The following is a 22269-nucleotide window of genomic DNA, read 5'->3' as shown; positions in this document are numbered from 1 at the left end:
CGTGGCCGGGTTGGGCGGTCGGGGTGCCGGCATGAGCTGGGCGGTGACCGGCGTGGGAGCCGTGGCCGGACTGGGCGGGGATGTCGACGAGCTCTTCCGCAACCTGTGCGCGGGCCGCTCCGGAGTGGCCGAGCTCCGCGGCTTCGACCACGCCCGGCACACGGCCCACCACGCGTACGAGGTGGACAACCGCCCCGCGCCCGGGGTGGACGTCACCCGGCGGGCGACCGGACTGCTGCTGGACGCGGTCGGCCAGGCGGTCCGCGACGCGGGCCTCGACGACGGCGATCTGAGCGGGGTGCCGGTCCTGGTCGGCACCGGGCTGCGCGAGCTGCGCTCGGTGGAGCTGTGGCGCACCCAGGGCGCCGAATTCCCCGCCTCCGAGCTCCACTTCGGCACCGCGCTGCGCGAGGCGTTCCAGGCCGATGACACCCACACCCTGTCCAACGCGTGCTCGGCCGGGCTGTACGCCCTGGCGCTGGGCGTGGACCTGCTGGCGCAGGGGGCGGACACGGTGGTCGTGGCCGGGGTCGATGTGCTCACCGAGACCATGTACGGCCTGCTGGAGCGGGTCCAGCCGGTGCCCCCGACCCGGGTGCGGCCCTTCGACCGCGACCGGGACGGCGTGCTGATGGGCGAGGGCGCGGCGGCGGTCGTGCTCAGCCGGGTCCCCGGCGGACGTCCGGTGCACGGCCTGGTCCGGGACGTCGCGGTCAACTGCGACGCCTTCCATGTGACGGCGCCTGACCCGGCCGGGATCGCGGAGGCGATCAGGGAGGCGCACGCCCGGGGCGGGGTGAAGCCCGCGGACATCGACCTGTTGATGGTGCACGGCACCGGGACGCTGCTCAACGACGAGGCGGAGGCGACCGCGCTCGCGGACGTCTTCGGCCCGGACCGGGACAAGCCCCTGGTGACCGCCACCAAGTCGATGACCGGACACACCTCCGGCGCCTCCGGGCTGCTCAACCTGGTGGTCACCCTCCGCTGCCTCGCCGAGGGGCGGGTGCCGCCGACCGTGGGCCTGGACAACCCGGTGGACGAGGCGGCCGGATTCCGCTTCGTCACCGGCGAGGCGGCCCACCGGCCGCTGACCGTGGCGCAGTTGAACGCATTCGGCTTCGGCGGCATCAACGCCGTCGCGATCCTGGAGGCGGCCCGATGACCGTGGTGGTGAGCGGGGTCGGCGTGGTGCTGCCCCGCGCGAGGTCGGCACCGGAGCTGCTGGCGCCGGCGGCGGACGCCCCGCCGGTCGAACCGAAGGACCTGGTCGGCCGGAAGGGCCTGCGGTACAAGGACCGGGCCACGCAACTCGCGTACTGCGCGGCCGACGCGGCCCTGCGGAACGCCGGGCTGCTGGACGACGGGGGCCTGCGCGTCCCCGGCGGAAGCGTCGCGATGGTCGCGAGCTCCAACTACGGCAATCTCGACACCATCTGCCGGGCGATCGACACCATCGCCGAGCACACGGCGGCGGCGGGCAGCGCCATGGACCTGCCGAACGCCTCGAGCAACGTCATCGCCTCCTCCGTCGCCATCCGCTTCGGGCTGCGCGGCCCCAATCTGATGCTGTGCAACGGCGCCACCTCCGGGCTGGACGCCGTCCACTGGGCGGCCACGCTGATCCGCGGCGGCCGGGCCTCCCGGGCGCTGGTCCTCGGCGTCGAACCCGACAACGAGTCCGTGCGCGCCTTCACCGGCGGGTCGCGGACCATCGACGGGGCGGCGGCGCTGGTGGTGGAGAGCGAGGAGTCGGCCGCCGAACGGGGAGCGAGCGCGCAGGCCGTGCTCGGCACTTACGTCCGGGGCGCCGGGCTGGGCCGCACTCTGGAACGGCTGGCCGAGACAACCGGCGACCGGCCGGCCCTGTGGCACCTGCCCGAACGGCGGGCGGCCGCCGTGCCGGACACCCTGCTGGAGGGCGTGGACCGGCACGATCTGGGCGAGGTCTTCGGCCTGGGCTCGGGCGCGCTGGGAGTGCTCCAGTGCGCCGCGGCCGTCGGCTGGTTCGCCCGGGGCGGCGCCGGTCCGGTGTACGCCACCGCGGGCACCGACGCCGACGACGCCAGTGCGGGCATCGCGCTGCGCGGGCGGGCAGCGGCCTGATGTCCACCGGTGACCGCCTCGTGCGGGGGCTCGCCCAGGAGCACGGTGGGCCAGCCGAGGCGTCCGCGCGGGGCGACAAGGAGAGCCCCGTGGTGGTGACCCGGCGTGCCCCCGGCGACCCCGGGCGGGGCCGGGTGCTCTTCCTGCACGGACTGTCCAACAGCAGCTCGGTGTGGGACGCCTGCGTCGAGCACGCCCGGCGGGCCGGCGGGCCCGAGCTGTGGGCCGCCGACCTGCCCTGGCGGGGCCGGAGCGTCGCCGGGTGGAGCGCCCGGGGCGATCTGGTGCCGTACCTGGGCGACGTCCTGCGCGCGGTGCCGGGCGGCGCCGATGTGGTGGTCGCCCACTCGATGGGCGCGAACGTCCTGATGGAGTTCCTGGGCCGCCGGATCGAGGAGGGCCTGGACCCGTTCACCGAGTTCGGCGTCCACGGCCTGGTGCTGGTGGCCCCGTTCTACCGGCGTACGGCCGAGGAGTTCGACTGGGCGAGCCTGAAGCACTCCGTGGACAACATGGCCCCGCTGATCGCCGAGGGCATCCGGGTGCACGCCGGGGACCGGGTCCCCCGGGCGGCCCGCCACCACCTCGCCGAGCGCATCCGGGACTGGGTCGGCCCCTATGGCTGGATGCGGTTCTTCGAGATCTATCTGCGCACCCCCGCCCTGCGGCTGGGAGGGTTCACCGTGCCGTGCCTCGTCCTCGCCGGCGCGGACGACTTCGCCGCGCCGCCGGCCGAGGGCCGCGCGCTCGCGGACGGCCTCCCGGACGCCGAGTTCCACCTGCTGCCCGACTGCGGGCACTTCCTGATGATCGAGCGGGCCCGGCAGTTCGCCGCCCTGCTCGACCGCTTCGTCAGCACCTGTTCGGCCGTCCGTCCGCACGGCGGTCCCGGCCCCGGATTCCCATGGGAGCACGTTCGATGACCACAGTGGCCGAAGGCGCCGTCAAGAGGCTGCTCACCAGCGAGACGACCGCGTCGCTGCGCACCCGGTACGAGGGCTCCAACATCTGCACCTGGATCGGGTTCAAGCACATCAACTACCTGGTCGAGGAGGCCATCCTCTACCACTTCGCCGACGCGGACCTCCCGGCGCGGGCGCTGTACGCCGAACACGGCCTCGGCGTGGACATCGTCGACCTCGACACCCGGATCCTGCACGCCCTCTACATGGACGAGACGGTCCAGGCGCGGGTGGTGCCGACGGCCGGGGACGACGACACCTTCATCTCGTTCACGGTGTCCCTGCACGCCGAGCGGGACGGCGCGGACACCAAGGTGGTGGGCGCCAACGCCAAGGTGGTGCTGCGCTCGGACAGCTATGTCGAGGCGGCCGGTGAACCGCCCGCCGAGCTCGCCCGGTTCGTCACCGACCGGCTGAGCACCCCGGGCGCCGTCGCCCCCGAGCCGCCGGAGCTGACCGGCGCCGACCTCACGGCCGTCACCACCTCGCTGTCGGCCGGCCGCGGCACCTCCGGCCCCGACCCGGTGCTCGACCTGCTGACCTCGGGGAAGAACGCGTTCGGCTGGAAGTGGCGGATCCCCTACCCGTACTGCCACTTCTCGGAGCGGCTCCAGATGTCCAGCTATCTGCGGCAGATGGAGGAGGTCGTGGACCTCTTCCTCGCCGACCGGGGCATCTCGGTGAAGACCCTGCTGGACGAGCGCCGGTGGATCCCCGCCTGCCCGCACTCCCGGATCCAGATCCTGGACGAGGCGCTGATGGAGGAGGACCTCTACACGGTCTACACCGTCGAGAACGTCTTCAAGGACTTCACCTACACCTCCCGCATGGACTGCTATGTGGTGCGCGACGGCAGGCTGGTGCCGACCGCGACCGGCAAGGTCACCCATGGCTACGCCCTGATCGAGAACCGGCGGGACTGGAACCTGATCAACTTCGACGAGCGCGTCTCCAAGGCGCTGCGCGGCGAGTCCTGACCGACGACGGCGACGGAGCGACGGAGCAGACATGAGTGGCGGCACAGCTCTTGTGAATCGACCGGTCATCACGGCCTGGTCGGCGGTATCGCCCTTCGGGATCGGCCGCGCGGCCTTCACCGAGGGGATCAGGGAACGCCGGCCCGCGGCGGCCGGGCTCGACGACGAGCAGTGGCAGGCGGCCGGGGACCGCGCCTGTCTGGTGCCCGACTTCGACCTGCGCACGGTGCTCGGGAAGAAGGGGGTCCGCTCGATGGACCGGGTGACCGGCCTCGCGGTCACCACGGTCGCCCGGCTGCTGGACGACGCGCCGCGCAACCGGTGGGTGGCCACCGGCGAGGACGCCGCCCTCGTCCTGGGCACCACCACCGGCAGTGTGCAGAGCCAGATGGACTTCACCCGGGACTCGCTCACCGGGGAGAAGCCGTATCTGGTGGACCCGGCGCGCTTCCCCAACGCCGTCATGAACTGCGCCGCGGGGCAGAGCGCGATCTGGCACCAGCTCAAGGGGCCGAACACCACGATCGCCGGTGGCCACGCGGCGGGTCTTTACGCCCTCAACTACGCGCGCCGGCTGCTCACCTTCGGCCGGGCCAGGACCGTGCTGTGCGGTGCGGTCGAGGAGTTCTCGCACGCCCGCTCCTGGCTGGAGCGGCACGCACACCGGCCGGACACCGAGGGGCCCGCGCAACTGCCCGGTGAGGGCTGCGGACTGCTGCTGGTGGAGCAGCGCGGCCCCGGCGGGCGGGACGACACTGCCTGCACAGTTGGTGCGTCGCCGGCGGTGCAGCGCGGCCCCGGCGGGCGGGACGACGCCGAGCACCGGGTGCTGGCGGAGATCCTCGCGGTGGAGATGGGCATCGCGCTGGACGGCGGGGTGCGCCCCGCGCTGGCGGCCTGTCTGCGCCGGGCCCTGAACCGCGCGGGGGTGCGCCCGGAGGAGATCTGGGCGGTCTCCACCAGTGAGGCGCCCGGCCCGTCCGGGGAGCAGGAGCGGGCCGCCGTGGCGGAGGCCGCCGAGGGTGCGGACCCGGTCCACCTCACCCAGGCCGCGCTCATCGGGGACACCGGGGCCGCGGCGGCGGCGTTCCAGATCGCCGCGGTGCTGGTGCACGCCGAAACCACCCCCGAGGCCGCCGGCCGGGTGGCGCTGGTGACCTCCGTCGACCGTGACGGCGCGGTCGGCTGCGCCCTGCTGCGTCTGGCCGGTCCGCGATGACCGGGGCCGCCGGAGTGATGGGTGCCGAGTCGGGCGGTGTGGTTGCCGGGTCCGGGGCCGCCGGAGTGATGGGTGCCGAGTCGGGCGGTGTGGTTGCCGGGTCCGGGGCCGCCGGGGTGACCGGCACCCGGCCGAGCAGTCCGATCGCCGCGCGGGTGGAGGTCGTCCGTACGGCCGCCGCCGACGACCGGGGCAAGGTGCGCGCGGCGACGGCCGTCACGGTGGGCGAGGACGAGGCGGTCTTCCCCGGGCACTACCCGGGCTTCCCCATCTTCCCCGGGGTCTGCGTGATCGAGTGCGTGCACCTCAGCGGTCTGCGGACGCCTCCGCCTGGCGCGACCGGTCTGGAGCTGGTGGCGGTGGAGAGCACGCGGTTCCTCAGTCCGGTCTTCCCCGGCGACCGGCTGGAGGTGGACCTGGTGTGGACCGGTGGGTCCGGGGCGTGGCGGTGCGCCGCCAAGGTGGCCACCGAGCGCGGTGCCGCCGCCCAGGTCAGACTGCGGTTCACGGCCGAGGAGGCGTGATGTTCGGTCAGTCCGAGATCAGGAAGGTGCTGCCGCACCGGTTCCCGATGCTGCTGCTGGACCGGGTGACCGAAGTGGTCCCGGGGCAGCGGGTGACCGCCGTGAAGGCCGTGACCTGCAATGAGCCCTGGTACCAGGGGCTCGGCCCGGACGCGGCGGCGGAGACCTACGCCTATCCGCGGGTGCTGCTGCTGGAGTCCTGGTGCCAGTCGGCCGGGCTGCTGGCCACTTGGGAGTCGCCAGATCCCGATGTGCTCGAGGGCCAGGTCATGCTCTTCGGAAGCGTGTCCGGGGTCGAGTACCACCGGCCGGTGCTGCCGGGGGACGTACTGGAACACCGGGCGTCCATCACCCGGAGGGTGGACGACACCGTGATCATCGAGGGCGGTTCCACGGTGGCCGGTGAGCCCGCCCTGACGGTCGGCCTCGCGGTGCTGGCCTTCCGCCCGGCGGGAGAGCTGCGGCCCGGGGACCCGGCCCCCGCCCTCGCCTGACCGCCGGCAACAGACATCCGGCCGCACGCGGCCGGTCGAATCGCTTTGGAGAACCAATGGCAGAGAACGCATCCCGGGTGGCGCTGGTCACCGGCGGTTCACGGGGAATCGGCCGGGCGACGGTGCGGCGTCTGGCGCGGGACGGCTTCGATGTCGCCTTCTGCTACCAGTCGAACGAGGCGGCCGCCCTGGAGCTGGAGAAGGAGGTCACCGAGACCGGCGTCCGGGTGCTCAGCCGCAAGGTCGACGTCCGTGACGCCGAGGCGGTGCGTGCGCTGGTCGCGGAGACCGAGCAGACGCTGGGTCCGATCGACGCGGCCGTGACCGCCGCCGGTATCACCCGTGACAACCCCCTGCTGCTGATGAAGGACGACGAATGGCATGACGTGCTGGACGTCAACCTCGACGGGGTCTACCACGTCTGCCGTTCCGTGGTGTTCGGGATGATGAAGCGGAAGAGCGGGGTGATCGTCAACATCTCCTCGGTCGCCGGTGTGTACGGCAACGCCACCCAGTCCAACTACTCGGCCTCCAAGGCCGGGATCATCGGGTTCTCCCGGGCCCTGGCCAAGGAGGTCGGGCGGTACGGGATCCGCGCCAATGTCGTCGCCCCGGGGTTCATCGACACCGATATGACCTCCGTGCTCACCGGCCAGGTGAAGGACAAGGCGCTGGAGTCGGTGCCGCTCGGCCGGCTGGGGCAGGCCGATGAGGTCGCCGATCTCGTCTCGTACCTCGTCTCGGACCGTGCGGCCTATGTCACCGGCTCCGTCGTCCAGATCGACGGCGGCATCACCATCTAGCTTCGCCCCGAACCCAGGAGGTTTCGTTGGCCGTCAAACCACCGCGCTGGTATTTCTCACTCCGCAGCCCCTATTCCTGGCTCGCCTACCGTGAACTCACCGAGAACGCGCCCGATGTGGCGGACGCGATCGAATGGCGCCCGTACTGGGAGCCGGACGAGGTGAGCGAGCGCATGCTGGCCGACGCCGGGATCCACCTCCCTTACGTCGCGATGTCGAAGGAGAAGCACTTCTACATCCTCCAGGACGTCAAGCGGGCGACCATCGAGCGTGGTCTGTCGATGGCCTGGCCGATCGACACCGCTCCCAACTGGGACGTCTCCCATCTCGCCTATCTGGTCGCCGAGGACGCCGGCCGCGGGCGGGACTTCATCGACGCCGTGTACCGGGCCCGCTGGGAGAAGGGCATCGACATCTCCGAACGTGCCACCATGGCCGCGATCGGCCATGAACTCGGCCTCGACCCCGACGCGTTGGCCGGTGCGGTCGACGATCCGGAGATCCGCCGGCGGGGCATCGAGGCGCTGCGGGCGGTGGACCGCGACGGAGTGTTCGGAGTGCCGTTCTTCATCCACCGGCACGACAAGTTCTGGGGGCTGGACCGGCTCTCGGGCTTTGTCGCGAGCGTCCGCGCCAAGACCCGGACCGCGGTCATGGAACAGCCGGAGAACGACCGCGGGGTCGAGCCCGCCCTGCTCGTCCCCGCCGGTGACGCCGGCCACGCCGGTGGCTGCGGCTGACCGGACCTGCCCGCGAGGACTCGGCAGACCCGATAGACCCGGCAGACCCAACAGGCCCAGTAGACCTGCCAAGCCCGATAGATCCGTCAGAAAGGCGATCACACCATGAGCAACCCCTTCGAGGACGAGAACGGCAGCTACTACGTGCTGGTCAACGACGAGCGGCAGCACTCGCTGTGGCCGGCCTTCGCGGAGGTGCCCGCGGGCTGGACCGTCGTCCACGGCCAGGACAACCGCCAGGCGTGCCTGGACTACATCAACGAGAACTGGACCGACATGCGGCCCAAGAGCCTGGTCGACGCGATGGGCTGACGCCCGCCACGCCCTCCCGTGCCACGGGGCCCGACATCCCGATGTCGGGCCCCGTGGTGTGTGTCTGGCAGGTTGCTGCGTGACATACGGGCAGCACGGTCCGAGGGGGATGAGCCGGACTACTGTTGACGCACTGCTCATCGCACCCGGGGGAACGTGCCATGACCTGGCTGGCTGCCACCAGCATCGACGATCTGTCCTTCGGGCTGCTGATCGTGCTCATCGCCGTGTCGTCGCTGGGCGTCTTCGTCTTCGGCGTCTCGGCGATCTCCGGACGGCTGCTCGGCATCCGGGTGGGCCCGCTGCGCGCCCTCGGCGCCGGTCTGGTCGGTCTTGGCGCGATGCTCGTCTTCAAGCCGACCATGCACGACCAGCAGAGCATGGGCGTGCTGTACGGCGTGCAGGTCGGGGTGTCCGTCCTCGCCGCGATGGCCACCCTGGTGCTGGCCGAGGTGTTTCTGCCGCGCGGCAGCTGGGCGCTGCCCATGCGGCTGTGGCGCGCCATGCGCAGCCGGCTGCGGCGCACCCGCCGCTATTCGCAGATCAGCCGGATCTTCATGCGCCACGGGCTGAGCCGTCCGCTGCGCAGCCGGCACAGTCTGGAACGGGCGCTGCGGCCCGGCGAGTTCGGCGAGCGGATGGCCAGGGGGCTGCGGCTGGCGCTGGAGGAGTGCGGCGGGGCCTTCATCAAACTGGGCCAGCTGCTGTCCACCCGGCGCGATCTGCTGCCCCCGCACTTCATCGACGAACTCAGCCGCTTGCAGAGCGATGTGGCGCCCGCGCCGTGGGGGGACGTGGCGGCGCTGCTCCGTGCGGAGCTGGGCAGACCGGTGGAGGACGCCTTCGAGTGGATCGAGCAGGTCCCGCTCGCGGCCGCCTCGATCGCCCAGGTCCACCGCGCCAAGCTGACCGGAGGTCCGGTGGTCGTGGTGAAGGTCCAGCGCCCGGGGATCCGCGAGATGGTCGAGCGCGACCTGGACATCGTGGTCGCGGTCAGCCGCGGCCTCCAGCAGCGGTCCCGGTCCTCCCACGCCATGGGGCTGCGGGATCTGGGCGACGGTTTCTCCACCTCGGTGCGGGAGGAGCTGGACTTCCGGATCGAGGCCAACAACGCCGCGGTGGTGGCGGCGTCCTGCGGCGGGTACGAGGCGGACGCCCTGGTGCGCGTGCCCCGGGTGTACGAGGAGTTCACCACGGCCCGGGTGCTGGTCCAGGAGTGGCTGGAGGGGGTCACCTTCGACCGTGCGGCGGCCGTCGCGGACCGCAAGGGGCTGGACCGCCACCAGATCGCCCGGACCGCCTTCGCCGCGATGCTCCACCAGATCCTGAAGGCGGGGGTGTTCCACGCCGATCCGCATCCGGGCAATGTGCTGCTGCTCGACCAGGGGCGGATCGGCCTGCTCGACTTCGGCTCGGTGGGCCGTATCGACCCGTCCGTACGCCATGCCCTCCAGGAGATGCTGGTGGCCGTCGACCGCGGCGACCGGGCCGGTCTGCATGACGCGCTGATGGCCCTGCTCGGCACGAGGGCCACCAGGAGCGAGGACCTGATGCTCAACTCGCTGCTGCTGGAGCGTGAGCTGGGGCAGTTCATGGCCCAGCACCTGGGGGCGGGGGCGCGGCCGGACACCGAGATGTTCACCGCGCTGTTCGAGCTGCTCGCCCGGTTCGGGCTCGCCGTGCCGCCGGAGGTGGCCGCCGTCTTCCGGGCCCTGGCGACCATCGAGGGCACCCTGGGCCGGATCACCCCCGACTTCAACATGATCGACGAGGCCCGGGCGATCGCCGTGGACCTCCTCACCGACCGGCTGCGGTTCCGCGGCACGGGTGCCGGGAGCGAGGAGGAGGGCGGGTTCGCGTCCGGCTTCTCGTCCCTGGCGCGGAGCGCGACCCATGAGTTCCTGTCCGCGCTGCCGATGCTGCGGCGGCTGCCCCGGAGGGCGGAGCGGATCGGCGCGTCGCTGGAGGAGGGGCGGTTCACGGTCCGGGTGCGGGTGCTCGCCGACGAGCGGGAGCGGCGCTTCGTCTCCGGGCTGATCCACCAGATGACGGTCACGCTGCTGGGAGCCTGCACCGGGCTGATGGGGGTGGTCCTGGTGGTGTTCGGCACCGGGCGCGGGCCCCGGGTCACCGCGGAGGTGGAGCTGTTCCCGCTGCTCGGCTATCAGATGCTCGCGGTGAGCGCGATCCTCATGCTGCGCGCCCTCTACACCGCGCTGCGCCGGCCGAACACCCACGACACGTTCTAAGCGCTCCGCGGCAAGTGCCGCGAAATGCCGTCGTGCGTCTGCGACCGCATCGTGGCTGGTCGCGCAGTTCCCCGCGCCCCTTCGGGGCGCTGCCCGAACCGTAGCGGACTTCCTCCGACCTGCTTAGTACGGCGCCTTCCAGCACGGACCGGCTCCTGGGCGGAGCCGGTCCGGCTTCCTCAGGCGTCGCCGACCAGCAGTGGCTTCTCCCGCATGGTCCAGCCGTTGGCGTCCAGCACCCGCCGTACGCCCGCCACCGAGGTCGAGTCCACGAGCAGTTCGACCAGGCCGCGCGGCTGGTCCAGGGAGTGCTCGATGCGCACGTCCTCGATGTTGACCCCGGCCTCGCCGACGGTGGAGAACAGCCGGGCCAGCGCTCCGGGCTGGTCCGGGACGGCCACCGGGATCGCCACGTACTCGGCGGGCCGGGAACGCTGTTTGTGCGGTACGCGGGCGTGGCCCCGGTTGCCGCGCCGCAGCAACTCCTGGAGATCGGCGGCGGCCTGCCGGCGCCCCTCGGACTCCGCCCCGGGCAGCGCCCGCAGGACGGCGATCAGTTGCTCCAGGTCCTTGGCGTAGTCGTCGAGGACGTCGGCCACCGCGTCGGCGTTCGCGGTCAGGATGTCGCCCCACAGGGCGGGTTCGCCCGCCGCGATGCGGGTGACGTCCCGCAGCCCCTGTCCCGACACCCGGATGTGCTCGGCCTCGGCGTGCTCCAGCCTGGCCGCCATCATCGAGGCGACCAGATGCGGTGCGTGCGAGGTCAGGGCGACGGCGCGGTCATGGGCGTCGGTGTCCATCAGGACGGGGACGCCACCGCACAGCGAGACCAGCTCCAGCCCCCGGTTGAGCGCCGAGCGATCGGTGAGGGGCGAGGGGGTCAGCACCCAGGGGCGCCCCTCGAAGAGGTCGGCGCGGGCCGCGAGCGGACCGGAGCGCTCGCCGCCGGCCAGCGGATGTCCGCCGATGTAGCGGGACGGATCGCCACCGGCCGCGCGGACCTCCTCGTGCGGCCGCACCTTGACGCTGGCCACATCGGTGTAGGTGTGTGCCAGCCCGTCCCGCTGACAGCGGGCGAGCACGGTGCCGATGCTCGCGGGCGGCACCGCGAGGACGGCGAGGTCCACCGGCCCGGTGGGCATCTCCAGCGAGCCCGCCCCCAGGGCCTCGGCGGTCCTGGCGGCCGTGGTGTCGGCGTCGTCCAGGTACACCAGGACGCCCCGGCGGCTCAGGGCGAGGGCGATGGACGTCCCGATCAGCCCGGTTCCGACGACGACGGCGGTTCTCATGTGTCACGTCCCGAGGTGGGTCCGGTGGCGCCGGGGCGCTCGATCTCCGCGTGCAGGAAGGCGGCGAGCCGTGCGATGCCGTCCTCGATCTCCGCGGGGCTCAGATAGCTGAAGGAGAGCCGGATGGACCGTTCGCCGCCGGGGCCCGGGTAGAAGTAGGCCATCGGCGTCCAGATGACGCCGTGGTCCTCGGCCGAGCGCAGCAGCGCGGCGTTGTCGGCGGGGAACGGAACCCGGACGGTGAGGAAGAAGCCGCCGCTGGGCCGGTTCCAGCCGATGCCGAGCCGGTCGCGGACGTCCTCGGGGAAGTGGCGGTCCAGTTGCTCGAGGGTGACGCGGAGCGCCTCGCCGTAGTGCTTGGCCGGCACCGCGTTGCGCTCGGTGAGGCGGCCGCCGCAGGCCAGCAGGGCACCGGCGACGGCCGCCTGGCTCAGCGCCGGGGTGTTCACCGTCACCATGCTCTTGATCTTGGCGAGTTCGTCGGCGAGCAGGGTCTCGGCCCCCGACGGATCCCGCACGGGCTGGTCCGCGACGACGAATCCGACGCGGGCGCTGGGGAAGACCGACTTCGAGTACGACCCGAGGTGGATCACCCGCCGCGCGTGGTCCATCGACTTCAGGGTGGGCAGCTGGACGCCGGGGCTGACCAGCCGGTACGGGCTGTCTTCGAGGATGAGCAGATCGTGCCGGGCCGCCAGCTCCAGCAACTCCTCGCGGGCGCGCCGGGACATGGTGTTGCCCGACGGGTTCGAATGGTCCGGCACCACGTAGAAGGCGCGCGGGCGGCGGCCCCGGGCCCGCTCGGCGAGGACGGCGGCCTCCACATCGGCCACGTCGAGACCGTCGGTCCGCTCCTCGACGGGGTGCACGGGCACCCCCAGCAGACTGGCGGCCCCGGTGATGCCCACGTAGCAGGGGCTGGCGACCAGCAGGACGTCCCCGGGGTCCGCGAAGAGCGCGCGCAGGGCCAGCAGCATCCCCTCCTGGGCGCCCACCGTCACCACGATCGCGCCCGGCGGGGCGTCGATGCCCTCGTCGGCGCGGAGCGAGTCGGAGATCAGCTCGCGGATCTGGCCGGCGGTCGGGCCGTACTGGTACAGCGCGGTGCGGATGGCCTCGTTCGAGGCACCGCCCGCGGCCAGGTGGTCGAGGTAGCGGCGGATGTGCTCGAGGATCTCGTCCTTGTCGAAGAACTCCTCGTACGGCCGTCCGGGGGCGAAGGAGACCACGTCCGGGAAGCGGCCGGTGATCTCGTTCAGGAAGTTCATGGTGTCCAGCACGGGGTCGGACACGCTGCGGTGCAGATCCTGCTTGCGCAGTCCGGCCGTGGGGGTGTTTGCGGGTGGGGTCGGTGGCGAGGTGTCCGTCACGCTGCGGTGCAGATCCTGCTTGCGCAGTCCGGCCGTGGGGGTGTTTGCGGGTGGGGTCGGTGGCGAGGTGTCCGTCACGCTGCGGTGCAGATCCTGCTTGTGCAGTCCGGCCGTGGGGGTGTTTGCGGGTGGGGTCGGTGGCGAGGTGTCCGTCACGCTGCGGTGCAGATTCTCCTTGTGCAGGGTCGCCGTGGCGGTGCCCGTCGGCTCCGGCCGGTCGGGGAGCGGTGCCCCGCCGGAGCGGCGGTGGCGCGCCGGGGCGGTGTCCTCCGGCCCGGCCAGCAGCGAGGCGTCCGCGTCGGCGACGGTGGCGGTGCCGGTCAGCGTCATGGCCTCCGACAGCTCGTCCAGGACCAGGCCCAGGACGCCCGCCGCGCCGGCCCCGCCCGCCACGGCCAGTCCGTGCAGCACCGGGCGGCCGAGCAGCACGGCGTCCGCCCCCAGGGCGAGGGCGCCGAGGACGTCCCGGCCGCGGCGGACGCCGCCGTCCAGGAGCAGGGCGCAGCGGCCGTCCACGGCGGCGGCGATCGGGGCGAGCACGTCCAGGGTGGCCGGTGCCCCGTCCAGCTGCCGTCCGCCGTGGTTGGAGACCACGATGCCGTCCACACCGGCGGCGATCGCGCGCCGGGCGTCCTCGGCGGTCATGACGCCCTTGACCAGTACGGGCAGCCTGCTGACCGAGCGCAGCCAGGCGATGACCGACCAGTCGAGCGCGGGGTCGAGGCCGGTGCGCCCGTGCTCGGACGGGGACGAGTAATCGGCCTCGTCGGCGGGCAGGTTGGCGGGCGTGATGTGCGGCGGCAGCCGGAAGTCGTTGCGCAGGTCGCGCAGTCGGCGGCCGAGCCGCGGGGTGTCGACGGTCAGGACCAGCGCCTCGAACCCGGCGGCCTCCGCGTGTTCGATGAGCCGCCGGGTCGTGTCGCGGTCGCGGAAGCAGTAGACCTGGAGCCACAGCGGCGAGGTGGCGGCCGCGGCGATCTCGGCGAAGGTCCGCCCGGCGAAGGTGCTCACCACGAGCGGGAGTCCGGCCGCGCCCGCGGCCCGCGCGGTGGCCGTCTCGCCGTCGGGGTGCATCAGGGTGTGGTAGGCCATGGGCGCCACGGCCACCGGCGCACCCCACCGCCGTCCCAGGACCGTGGTGGACGGGTCGCACTCACCCACTCCGGTCAGGACCCGGGGGCTGAGCCGGGTGCGGTCGAACGCCGCCCGGTTGGCGGCGAGCGTCCGCTCCTCCCCGGCCCCGCCCTCGATGAAGTCCCAGATCTCCGGGCCCAGTCGGGTGCGCGCCCGCTCGGCGTACTCGTCGAGGGAGAGCGGCGGCCGGGAGGCGCCGGAGGGGGCCGTGCGGCCGGTCACGAGTTGGCCGCCCGGGCGCGCTCGACGGCCTCGTACAGCGCGCGGATGTTGGAGCTTCCGAAGCCCTGGGCCCCGTGGCGCTGGATGAGTTCGAAGAACAGCGTGCGCCGCTCGAAGGGCGAGCGGGTGAAGAGCTGCAACAGGTAGCCCCACTCGTCGCGGTCGGCGAGCACATTGGTCTTGCGCAGATCGGTGATCGTCTCGTCGAGGTTGTCGATCCGCTCGGCGAGGGCGTCGTAGTAGGTGCCGGGGGTTTGCAGGAACTCGATGCCCCGGGTCTCGAACTCGACAACGGCCGGGATGATCTCGTCCACGAGGAATGCCAGGTGCTGCACCCCCGGGCCGCCGTTCCGCTCCAGGAATTCATCGATCTGGCCCGGCTTCTTGGTGCTGTCGGGCTCGATGATGGTGAAGGTGATCCCGGACGAGGGGCTGCGCACCACGATGGAGTCCATGGCCTGCTCGCCGACGGCGACGTATTCGCTGGAGTACTGCTCGAAGCCGAATCCGTCCATGTAGTACCGGACGGTGTCGTGCAGGGTGCCGGCGTCGAGGCAGACCGCGATGTGGTCGAGCAGCCGCAGTTCGGTCGTGGTGCCGGCCTGGGCGGCGCCCTTCGGCGAGGTGACCCAGTCCCGGCCCGGGGGCAGCCCCTGCGGCCGGTCCGCGGAGCGCTTGAGGAGGGTGTGGCGGACGGCGCCGAAGCCCGAGACGGCGGGGCCGGCCGGGTTGCCGGAGGTCAGATCGCGGCCGCCGGCGGCCAGGGCGCCCTGGTGGGCCGCGAGGGGGTCCTCGCAGGCGAAGGCGATGTCGGCGATGCCGTCACCGTGTGCGGCCAGGAAGTCGGCCGTGCCCGGCCCCGAGGTGATGACGAGCTGGATTTCCTGTCGGCGGAGCAGGATCGATTCCAGCGCGCCGGTCCGGCACCGGGCCTCTTCCTGAAAACCCATACCGGACACGAAATAGTCCGTGGTTTTCCGCTGATCGCTGGTGTAGATCTCGATGTACTCGACGTCATGCGCGGTCACGATGCTCCCCATCCGACGATTGCCTCGCCACACATGTGTGTGTGCAACTCGTGGAATCGCACGGTACCGGGACGGGGAAGCGGAGCCATGGGCCGCCAAGAATTCTTCTATAGACGGAAAGAGACGGCTGTGGCATTTTCGCGGAAGGCGGCCGAGTGGCTACCGCCAAGAAGGTCCGCCGACCGCGTCAATCGCCTCTTTTCGGGCGGTCGGCGGTGATCGTGAAGACGATCGGCGGACCCTGGCAATGGCTTATTCGATTCTCTTCATTTGAACGCTTTGCGGCGCACCGCGTAAGCGTAGGTGACGGCGGCCAGCAGCGGCCCCCAGGCGAGCAGCGGCAGATAGGCGGTGACGAACACCCAGGCCCGCCAGCCGAGTTCGCCGACGTCATGCATGAGCGATCCGCGCCAGCCGCCGCCCTCGAACTCGCGGCCGTCCAGCGCGCGCCCCTGGAGCGACAGGACCAGGGTCATGGTCCAGGTGAAGGTGAGGATCACCGCCCCGAGCGCGGCGGGAATGATCGCGGACAGCGGGGGTACGGGTTTCCCGGCGAGGAAGGGAACCCAGCGCGGCCAGACCTCGCCCCAGGTGGAGACCAACCCCACGGCGAGGAAGGCCAGCCCCTCGGCGATGATGGACAGGATGACGACGTAGATCTCCAGCGGCAGCCAGCCCGGCAGCTGTCCCCGGCCGACGTCCACGTTCTTGGTGAGCGGAACACCGAAGGTGACCTGGGCGATGCGCCACAGCCCCGAGGGCAGCACGACCAACGGGATCAGAAAGGCCGCGCGCCGGGCCCAGAGGGGCACCCCCTCGGCGGGAGTGCCGTGCAGCTTTCGATAGCCACGGGAAACGGCGGTAAGGATTCCGGACACGGGGCCCTCCAGGAAACACCGGGAAACGTGCGTCCGTTGCTGGATCGCTGCCAGGAGGATGGCATACGGCATCCCGCGCGCGACTCCTCCCACGGAGGCAAACCCACACGCCGTCGGGTGGAGCCCCCCTTCGCCCCCTCCTCCGTCCGGATGACCGAGAGGGAGGGGATGAACGGCTTTCGAACACGCTCCGTGGGAGCTCGATAGAAATCCTCGAAGTGCGCCGGGGAAGCGCGGAAAAGCCTGCTATCAACGGGTCGGAGACGTAAGTTCACCCACCCTGCGTCCGCGATATGCGGCACGGGCCGACCGAGAGGACCGGACACATGGCCGAGGAGACCAGCCGGGCGCCGGAGGTGCTGGGTGAGGACTTCATCCGCGACCCGTACCCGGTGTACGCCCGGCTCCGCGAGCGGACCCCGGTGGCGCGGGTCGTGCTCGGCGGGGCACCGATGTGGCTGGTGCTCCGCCATGAGGCGGCGCGCGCCGCGCTGACCGAGCCGAAACTGCACAAGGACCCCGAGCGCTGTGCCCGGCTGGCCGCCAAGCACGCGGGCATCGACCCCGCCCCGCAGCCCGCCGAGAAGTCGCCCGGTCAGCGGATGCTGGTGGAGCACATGCTGGGCATGGACCCGCCCCACCACACCCGGCTGCGCAAGCTGGTGGCCAAGGCGTTCACCGCACGGCAGATCCAGGCGCTCCGGCCGCGGATCGAGCACACGGTCGGTGCCCTGCTCGACGACATCGCCGGGCAGGGCGAGGTGGATCTGCTGAAGGTGTTCGCCTTCCCGCTGCCGCTCACCGTGATCTCCGAGATGATCGGCGTCCCCGAGGCCGACCAGGCCGCCTTCGGAGCGTGGTCCAACGCGCTGACCGTGGCCGTCCAGCCGCAGGAGATGCACCGCATCGCCGACCGGATGGCGGAGTACCTCACCGGGCTGATCGCCGCCAAGCGGGCCGCCCCGGCCGACGACCTGATCAGCGGGCTGATCCAGGCGCGGGACGACGAGGACCGGCTCAGCGAGAACGAGCTGGTGTCGATGGTCTTCCAGCTCCTGGTGGCCGGATACGAGACCACCGCGCATCTGATCGGCAACGGGATGCTCGCCCTGCTGCGCCACCCGGACCAGCTCGCCGCCCTGCGCGCGGACCGGTCGCTGCTGCGGGGCGCGGTCGAGGAGTTCTGCCGCTACGACAACTCGCTGCACCTGAACACGCTCTCGGTGACCTCGGAACCGGTGGAGATCGCCGGTGTCCGCGTCCCGGCCGACGAGTTCGTCATCGTCTCGCTCGGCGCGGCCAATCACGACCCCGAACGCTTCGAGGACCCCGAGCGGTTCGACATCCGCCGGGAGGCCGGCGGGCATCTGGCGTTCGGCCACGGCATCCACCACTGCATGGGCGCGCCCCTCGCCCGGTCGCAGGCCGAGATCGCCGTCGGCGCGCTGCTCGACCGCTTCCCGCGGATCGAACTGGCCGTGGCGCCGGAGGAGTTGCGCCGCGAGGTGAACCTGACCCGGGGGCTGGAGTCACTGCCGGTCCGGCTCGGCTGAGCGAGGCGGACCGGACCGGCGTACCGGCCGATGATGAGGAGTCTGATGGATATCGCAATCTCCGCGGCGGGTCTGCGGAAGGTTTACGGCGACAACGAGGTGCTCGGCGGCATCGACCTTTCCGTCGAGGCGGGCACGGTCTACGGGCTCCTGGGCCCCAACGGCGCCGGCAAGACGACCACGGTGCGGACGCTGTCGACGCTGATCAAGCCCGATGAGGGCACCGCGACGGTGGCGGGCTACGACGTGCTGAGCCAGGCGCACGAGGTGCGCCGCAGCATCGGGCTGACGGGTCAGTACGCCGCGCTGGACGGTGAGCTGACCGGCCGCGAGAACCTGGTGCTGATGGGAACGCTGCTGCACATGGGCCGCAAGCGGGCCCGCGCCCGCGCGGATGAGGTGCTGGAGATGTTCGACCTCACCGATGCCGCCGACCGGGTCGTCAAGACCTACTCGGGCGGTATGCGGCGCAGGCTGGACCTGGGCGCCAGCCTGACCGGAAGCCCACCGGTGATCTTCCTGGACGAGCCGTCCACGGGGCTGGACCCGGTCAGCCGGAACGCCCTGTGGGACATGGTGCGCAAGCAGGTCGCCGAGGGGGTCACCGTGCTGCTGACCACCCAGTACCTGGAGGAGGCCGACCAGCTCGCCGACCGTATCGCGCTGATCGACAAGGGGCTGGTGGCGGCGGAGGGCACGCCCGACGAGCTGAAGCGGAAGGTCGGCGGCGAGCGGCTGGAGATCACCGTACGGACCACCGAGATGGTGGAGGCCGCCCGGGTCGCGCTGGCCCGGATCTCCGCGCGGGGCTCCGCTCCGCCGGTCGTCGACGAGAGCGGGATGCGGGTGTCGATCGCGCTGGAGACCGGTATCGCGGGTGTCTCCGCGGCGGCGGCGGAGCTCCAGGGGGCCTCGGTGGAGGTGGTCGACTTCCTCGTGCGGCGCCCCTCGCTCGACGACGTGTTCCTGGAGCTGACCGGAGCCGGATCCGAGACCGGACCCGAGGCCGGATCCGGGGCCGAACCCGAGGCCGGATCCGAGGCCGAATTGGAGGCGACGAGCCGATGAGCACCTATGTCCTGAGCGACGCGTTCGCCCTGGCGGGCCGCCACATACGGCATCTGAAGCGGGCACCGCAGCGGATCCTCAGCATCACCCTGATGCCGATCATGTTCGTGTTCCTCTTCGGCTACCTCTTCGGCAGTTCGATGAACGTGCCGGAGGGCGACTACCACGAGTACATCATGGCGGGCATCTTCACCCAGATGATGCTGGCCGGTGTCATCAACACCGGTGTGGGGGTGGCGGAGGATCTCTCCAACGGCCTGGTGGACCGGTTCCGTTCGCTGCCGATGAGCAGGGGCTCGGTGCTGCTCGGCCGGACCCTCTCCGATGTGCTGCTCAACGCGATCTCCTGTACCGCGATGCTCTCCGTCGGCCTGCTCATCGGCTGGCGCATCCACGGCGGGCCGCTCAAGGCCCTCGCGGGCTTCGGTCTCTTGCTGCTGCTCGGTTACGCCACGGCGTGGCTCGGCGCGCTCGTCGGGCTGCTGCTGCGCGATCCCCAGGCGGTCAACTCGGTGGCCATGGTGATCACCATGCCGCTCACCTTCCTGTCGGCGACCTTCTACCCGGCCCAGAACCTGCCGGGCTGGGTGCGTCCGGTGGCCGAGTGGAACCCGGTGACCACCCTGACCACCGGGATGCGTGAGCTGTGGGGCAACCCCACGGGGAACGGCGCCGATCCGGCGTTCCCGCTGCGGCATCCGGTGGCGGCCTCGCTGATCATGGTGGTGGCGCTGCTGGTCGTCGTGATCCCGCTGGCCAACCGGGCCTACGAGCGGGCCGCCGCGCGCTGAGCGGCGGCCGCACGACACCGGGCCGAAGCCCCGAGCCCCACACCAGAAGCCCGGACGACCGAGGGGCGGTCGTCCGGGCTTCGGCGTGGGCGCCGCCGGGTCAGCTCCCCAGATGCGCACGCCAGGTGTCATGGAGGCGGGCCAGGTGCTCGAAGCCGCCGATCACCTCATCGGTCGGCACCCCGAAGTCCACCAGACAGGCGACCTCGTCCACCCCCGCGTCCTTCAGCTGCTTGAGCATCGCCATGCAGTCGTCGACGGTGCCGAACATCCCGCTGGTCTCGAAGTACCGGTCGAACGCCTGGGCCACCAGGAACTGACGGTCCTCCGGGCCCATGCTCCTCAGCTCCCGGGACATGTCCGCGCCCTGGGCGCCCGCCGCCTCGGCCGCCTTGATCAGCAGGTCGAAGGAGCTGGCCAGATAGCGGGAGAACGGCTCGCGCACGGTCTCCCGCACGGTGTCGCGGTCGGTGCCCACGAAGGTGTGCACCATCACGGCCACATGCCCCTGCCCGGCCGAGGCGGGCTGGTGCTCCCGGTGCGCCCGGCGGTACTCCTCGATGCGCCGGGCGAGGACCTCGACCTCCTGGCCGAGCAGATGGGTGAGCATCCCCATCCCGTGCTCACCGGCCAGCGTGAACGTCGCCGGGGTGCCGCCGCTGGTCAGCCACATCGGCAGCTCGGGCTGGACAGGCGGCGGGAACATGGTCAACTCCACCGTCTCGCCCGCCCCGTCGGTCAGCGACACGCTCTCCCGCCGCCAGAGCCGGCGGATGGTCTCGACCGTCTCCATCAGCCCGGACTTACGGGTCTCGTAGTTCTCCGGGCGGAGCGCGAAGTCCGCGGCGTGCCAGCCCGAGGCGAGCGCCACCCCGGCCCGGCCGCCCGAGAGGTTGTCGACGACCGACCACTCCTCGGCGATCCGCATCGGGTGGTGCAGCGGCGCCACGACGCTTCCGGCGCGCACCGCGACCCGCTGGGTGACCGCCGCCACCGCGGCGCCCGTCACCGAGGGGTTGGGGTAGAGCCCGCCGAACGGATGGAAGTGGCGCTCGGGGGTCCACACCGCGGTGAAGCCGTTGTCGTCGGCGAACCGGGCGCCGTCCAGCAGCAGCCGGTAGCGGTCGCTCTCCTCGGTGTCGTTGTTGGCGAAGTAGAACAGGCTGAAATCCATGGGTCCTCCGGAAAGCGAAAGAAAAGCGCCCGGGGCGCGCTGAGGGCGGGTCCCGGGCGGTGTGGCTGCTTGTGCGCCGTTCAGAAACGCACCGGCAGGTCGATCATCGGGCGGACCATCAGGCCGGGCCGATAACGCACCTCCGAGGGGTGCACGGCCAGCCGGATGCCGGGAAAGCGTTCATAGACCCGTCGAATCGCCAGCTCGGTCAGCGCCTTGGACATATGGGAGCCCAGGCAGTAGTGGATTCCGTGGCCGAAGCTCACATGCGCGGGCTTGGGACGGGTGATGTCCAGCTCCGACGGAGCGTCGGGGAAGGCGTGCGGATCGTGGTTCGCCCCGGCCAGCGAAATGATGATGATCTCGTCCTTGGGGATTTTCACCCCGCACAGTTCGACCGGCTCCAGCGTGACCCGCTGAAGGGAGTTGATCAGCGGGCTGGTGAACCGCAGCAGCTCCTCGACCGCGTTCGGCAGCAGACTCCAGTCGGCCCGGATCTTGTCGGCCTCGCCGGTGTGGGTGAGCAGCGCCGCGAAGGAGCCGTTGAGCAGGCTGGTCGTGGTGTCGTTGCCGCCGGTCATCAGGGCGAACGCGGTGGACAGCGCCTCCGCGGCGGTCAGCCGCTTGTCCTCGTCGGCGTGGACCAGCGCGGAGATCAGATCGTCCTGCGGGGTCCGCTGCTTGGTGGCGATCAGCGCCTTGAGGTAGTCCGACAGCTGCCGGGTGTGCTCGGCGATGATGCCCGTCGGATCGCTGGCGTCCACCCGGCGCAGCGTGTTCGTCCACACCAGGAACCGCGGCCAGTCGGCGTCGGGCACGCCCATCAGCTGCGCGATGGTGATGATCGGAAGCGGCTCGTTGAGCCCGGAGACCAGGTCCCGGTTGTCCGTCCGCACCATGTCGTCGAGCAGATCGTCGACCACCTTCTCCCAGCCGTCGCGCAGTCCGCGCACCCGCTTGGGGGTGAAGGCGAAGGTGAGCGCCTTGCGCAGCGGGGTGTGGCGCGGCGGATCGGAGTTGGCCAGATGGTTGCTGATCTCGTCGGCGGGCTTGATCTCCTGGCCGAGCTGCTTGCCGAGCGCCGCGTAGAGCTTGCCGATGTCCCGCCCGAGCCGGGGGTCGGAGAGCGCGTCGCGGACGTCGTCGTAGCGGCTCACCACCCAGGCCCGCACTCCGTCCGGGGTCTCCACCCGGCACACCGGCTGTTCCTCGCGCAGCTGGGCGAGGAAGGGATAGGGATTCTGTGTGTACTCGTCGCTGAACATCCAATAGCGGGACAGCGTGCCGGTGTTCGTCACCAGTACTCCCTGAAGTCGCGGTGCGGGTGGCGGGCCCGCGGGCGATTGACGGCGCGCGGCCGAACCGATGACAGCACG

General features: G+C 71.6%; 20 protein-coding genes. 14 read left to right on the top strand and 6 right to left on the bottom strand.

Going from position 1 to position 22269, the window contains the following annotated elements:
- Positions 1-31 precede the first annotated feature (31 nt).
- The 11 genes from ACT2CW_RS01335 (at position 32) to ACT2CW_RS01285 (ending at position 10386) form a co-directional block, all read left to right on the top strand.
- A complete protein-coding gene (locus ACT2CW_RS01335) occupies positions 32-1165 on the top strand; it encodes a beta-ketoacyl synthase N-terminal-like domain-containing protein (protein WP_445515664.1) in 1134 nt (377 codons plus the stop codon).
- A complete protein-coding gene (locus ACT2CW_RS01330) occupies positions 1162-2106 on the top strand; it encodes a beta-ketoacyl synthase N-terminal-like domain-containing protein (RefSeq protein WP_445515219.1) in 945 nt (314 codons plus the stop codon). The genes ACT2CW_RS01335 and ACT2CW_RS01330 overlap by 4 nt, the downstream gene beginning before the upstream one ends.
- Complete coding sequence (locus tag ACT2CW_RS01325; RefSeq protein ID WP_445515218.1) at positions 2106-3029, top strand: alpha/beta fold hydrolase; 924 nt, start codon at positions 2106-2108, stop codon at positions 3027-3029. Before ACT2CW_RS01330 ends, ACT2CW_RS01325 begins: the two co-directional genes overlap by 1 nt.
- Positions 3026-4045: a hypothetical protein gene (locus ACT2CW_RS01320; protein ID WP_414082733.1), complete on the top strand. Its 1020-nt coding sequence runs from the start codon at positions 3026-3028 to the stop codon at positions 4043-4045. Before ACT2CW_RS01325 ends, ACT2CW_RS01320 begins: the two co-directional genes overlap by 4 nt.
- A 31-nt stretch (positions 4046-4076) precedes the next feature.
- Positions 4077-5264, top strand: a complete 1188-nt coding sequence (locus tag ACT2CW_RS01315; protein ID WP_445515217.1) for a beta-ketoacyl synthase N-terminal-like domain-containing protein — start codon at positions 4077-4079, stop codon at positions 5262-5264.
- Positions 5261-5788, top strand: coding sequence for a 3-hydroxyacyl-ACP dehydratase FabZ family protein (locus tag ACT2CW_RS01310; RefSeq protein ID WP_445515216.1), 528 nt, complete (start codon positions 5261-5263; stop codon positions 5786-5788). The genes ACT2CW_RS01315 and ACT2CW_RS01310 overlap by 4 nt, the downstream gene beginning before the upstream one ends.
- Positions 5788-6282, top strand: coding sequence for a 3-hydroxyacyl-ACP dehydratase FabZ family protein (locus ACT2CW_RS01305; protein WP_330807270.1), 495 nt, complete (start codon positions 5788-5790; stop codon positions 6280-6282). Before ACT2CW_RS01310 ends, ACT2CW_RS01305 begins: the two co-directional genes overlap by 1 nt.
- A gap of 56 nt (positions 6283-6338) precedes the next feature.
- Entirely contained in the window at positions 6339-7085 is a 747-nt protein-coding gene (gene fabG, locus ACT2CW_RS01300) for a 3-oxoacyl-[acyl-carrier-protein] reductase (protein WP_445515215.1), read from the top strand.
- Between the two features lie 26 nt (positions 7086-7111).
- Positions 7112-7825, top strand: coding sequence for a 2-hydroxychromene-2-carboxylate isomerase (locus ACT2CW_RS01295; RefSeq protein WP_182472348.1), 714 nt, complete (start codon positions 7112-7114; stop codon positions 7823-7825).
- A 105-nt stretch (positions 7826-7930) separates the two neighbouring features.
- Positions 7931-8137: an MbtH family protein gene (locus ACT2CW_RS01290; RefSeq protein WP_037961502.1), complete on the top strand. Its 207-nt coding sequence runs from the start codon at positions 7931-7933 to the stop codon at positions 8135-8137.
- A 161-nt stretch (positions 8138-8298) separates the two neighbouring features.
- Positions 8299-10386 (top strand): ABC1 kinase family protein, encoded by a 2088-nt coding sequence (locus ACT2CW_RS01285; protein WP_445515214.1) that lies wholly within the window; start codon positions 8299-8301, stop codon positions 10384-10386.
- A gap of 179 nt (positions 10387-10565) precedes the next feature.
- Here ACT2CW_RS01285 and ACT2CW_RS01280 read toward each other — a convergent pair whose 3' ends face one another.
- The 4 genes from ACT2CW_RS01280 to ACT2CW_RS01265 all read right to left on the bottom strand — a co-directional run bounded on the left by ACT2CW_RS01280 (position 10566) and on the right by ACT2CW_RS01265 (position 16307).
- Positions 10566-11675: a prephenate dehydrogenase gene (locus ACT2CW_RS01280; RefSeq protein WP_164425329.1), complete on the bottom strand. Its 1110-nt coding sequence runs from the start codon at positions 11673-11675 to the stop codon at positions 10566-10568.
- Positions 11672-14401, bottom strand: a complete 2730-nt coding sequence (locus tag ACT2CW_RS01275) for an aminotransferase class I/II-fold pyridoxal phosphate-dependent enzyme (RefSeq protein ID WP_445515213.1) — start codon at positions 14399-14401, stop codon at positions 11672-11674. The genes ACT2CW_RS01280 and ACT2CW_RS01275 overlap by 4 nt, the downstream gene beginning before the upstream one ends.
- Positions 14398-15429: a 4-hydroxyphenylpyruvate dioxygenase gene (gene hppD / locus ACT2CW_RS01270; RefSeq protein ID WP_164425333.1), complete on the bottom strand. Its 1032-nt coding sequence runs from the start codon at positions 15427-15429 to the stop codon at positions 14398-14400. The genes ACT2CW_RS01275 and hppD overlap by 4 nt, the downstream gene beginning before the upstream one ends.
- Before the next feature lie 266 nt (positions 15430-15695).
- Complete coding sequence (locus tag ACT2CW_RS01265; RefSeq protein WP_445515212.1) at positions 15696-16307, bottom strand: hypothetical protein; 612 nt, start codon at positions 16305-16307, stop codon at positions 15696-15698.
- Positions 16308-16633: 326 nt separating this feature from the next.
- Between ACT2CW_RS01265 and ACT2CW_RS01260 the strand changes: the two genes are divergently transcribed.
- From ACT2CW_RS01260 to ACT2CW_RS01250, 3 genes are read left to right on the top strand one after another with little or no spacing between them, the layout of a single operon-like run.
- Positions 16634-17860 (top strand): cytochrome P450 family protein, encoded by a 1227-nt coding sequence (locus ACT2CW_RS01260; RefSeq protein ID WP_037961513.1) that lies wholly within the window; start codon positions 16634-16636, stop codon positions 17858-17860.
- Between the two features lie 45 nt (positions 17861-17905).
- The gene (locus ACT2CW_RS01255) at positions 17906-18928 is read left to right on the top strand and encodes an ATP-binding cassette domain-containing protein (protein WP_445515211.1); all 1023 of its coding nucleotides are present in this window, start codon (positions 17906-17908) and stop codon (positions 18926-18928) included.
- A complete protein-coding gene (locus ACT2CW_RS01250) occupies positions 18925-19719 on the top strand; it encodes an ABC transporter permease (RefSeq protein ID WP_138915075.1) in 795 nt (264 codons plus the stop codon). Before ACT2CW_RS01255 ends, ACT2CW_RS01250 begins: the two co-directional genes overlap by 4 nt.
- 100 nt (positions 19720-19819) lie before the next feature.
- Here the strand turns inward: ACT2CW_RS01250 and ACT2CW_RS01245 are convergent, their stop codons facing one another.
- Positions 19820-20893: a MupA/Atu3671 family FMN-dependent luciferase-like monooxygenase gene (locus ACT2CW_RS01245; RefSeq protein ID WP_445515210.1), complete on the bottom strand. Its 1074-nt coding sequence runs from the start codon at positions 20891-20893 to the stop codon at positions 19820-19822.
- Positions 20894-20973: 80 nt separating this feature from the next.
- The gene (locus ACT2CW_RS01240; RefSeq protein ID WP_164425340.1) at positions 20974-22191 is read right to left on the bottom strand and encodes a cytochrome P450 family protein; all 1218 of its coding nucleotides are present in this window, start codon (positions 22189-22191) and stop codon (positions 20974-20976) included.
- Between the last annotated feature and the right edge of the window lie 78 nt (positions 22192-22269).

It is taken from the genome of Streptomyces sp. NEAU-174 (assembly GCF_052665095.1).
Note: the sequence above shows the minus strand (reverse complement) of the source record. Positions and strands in the feature narration are given on the sequence as shown.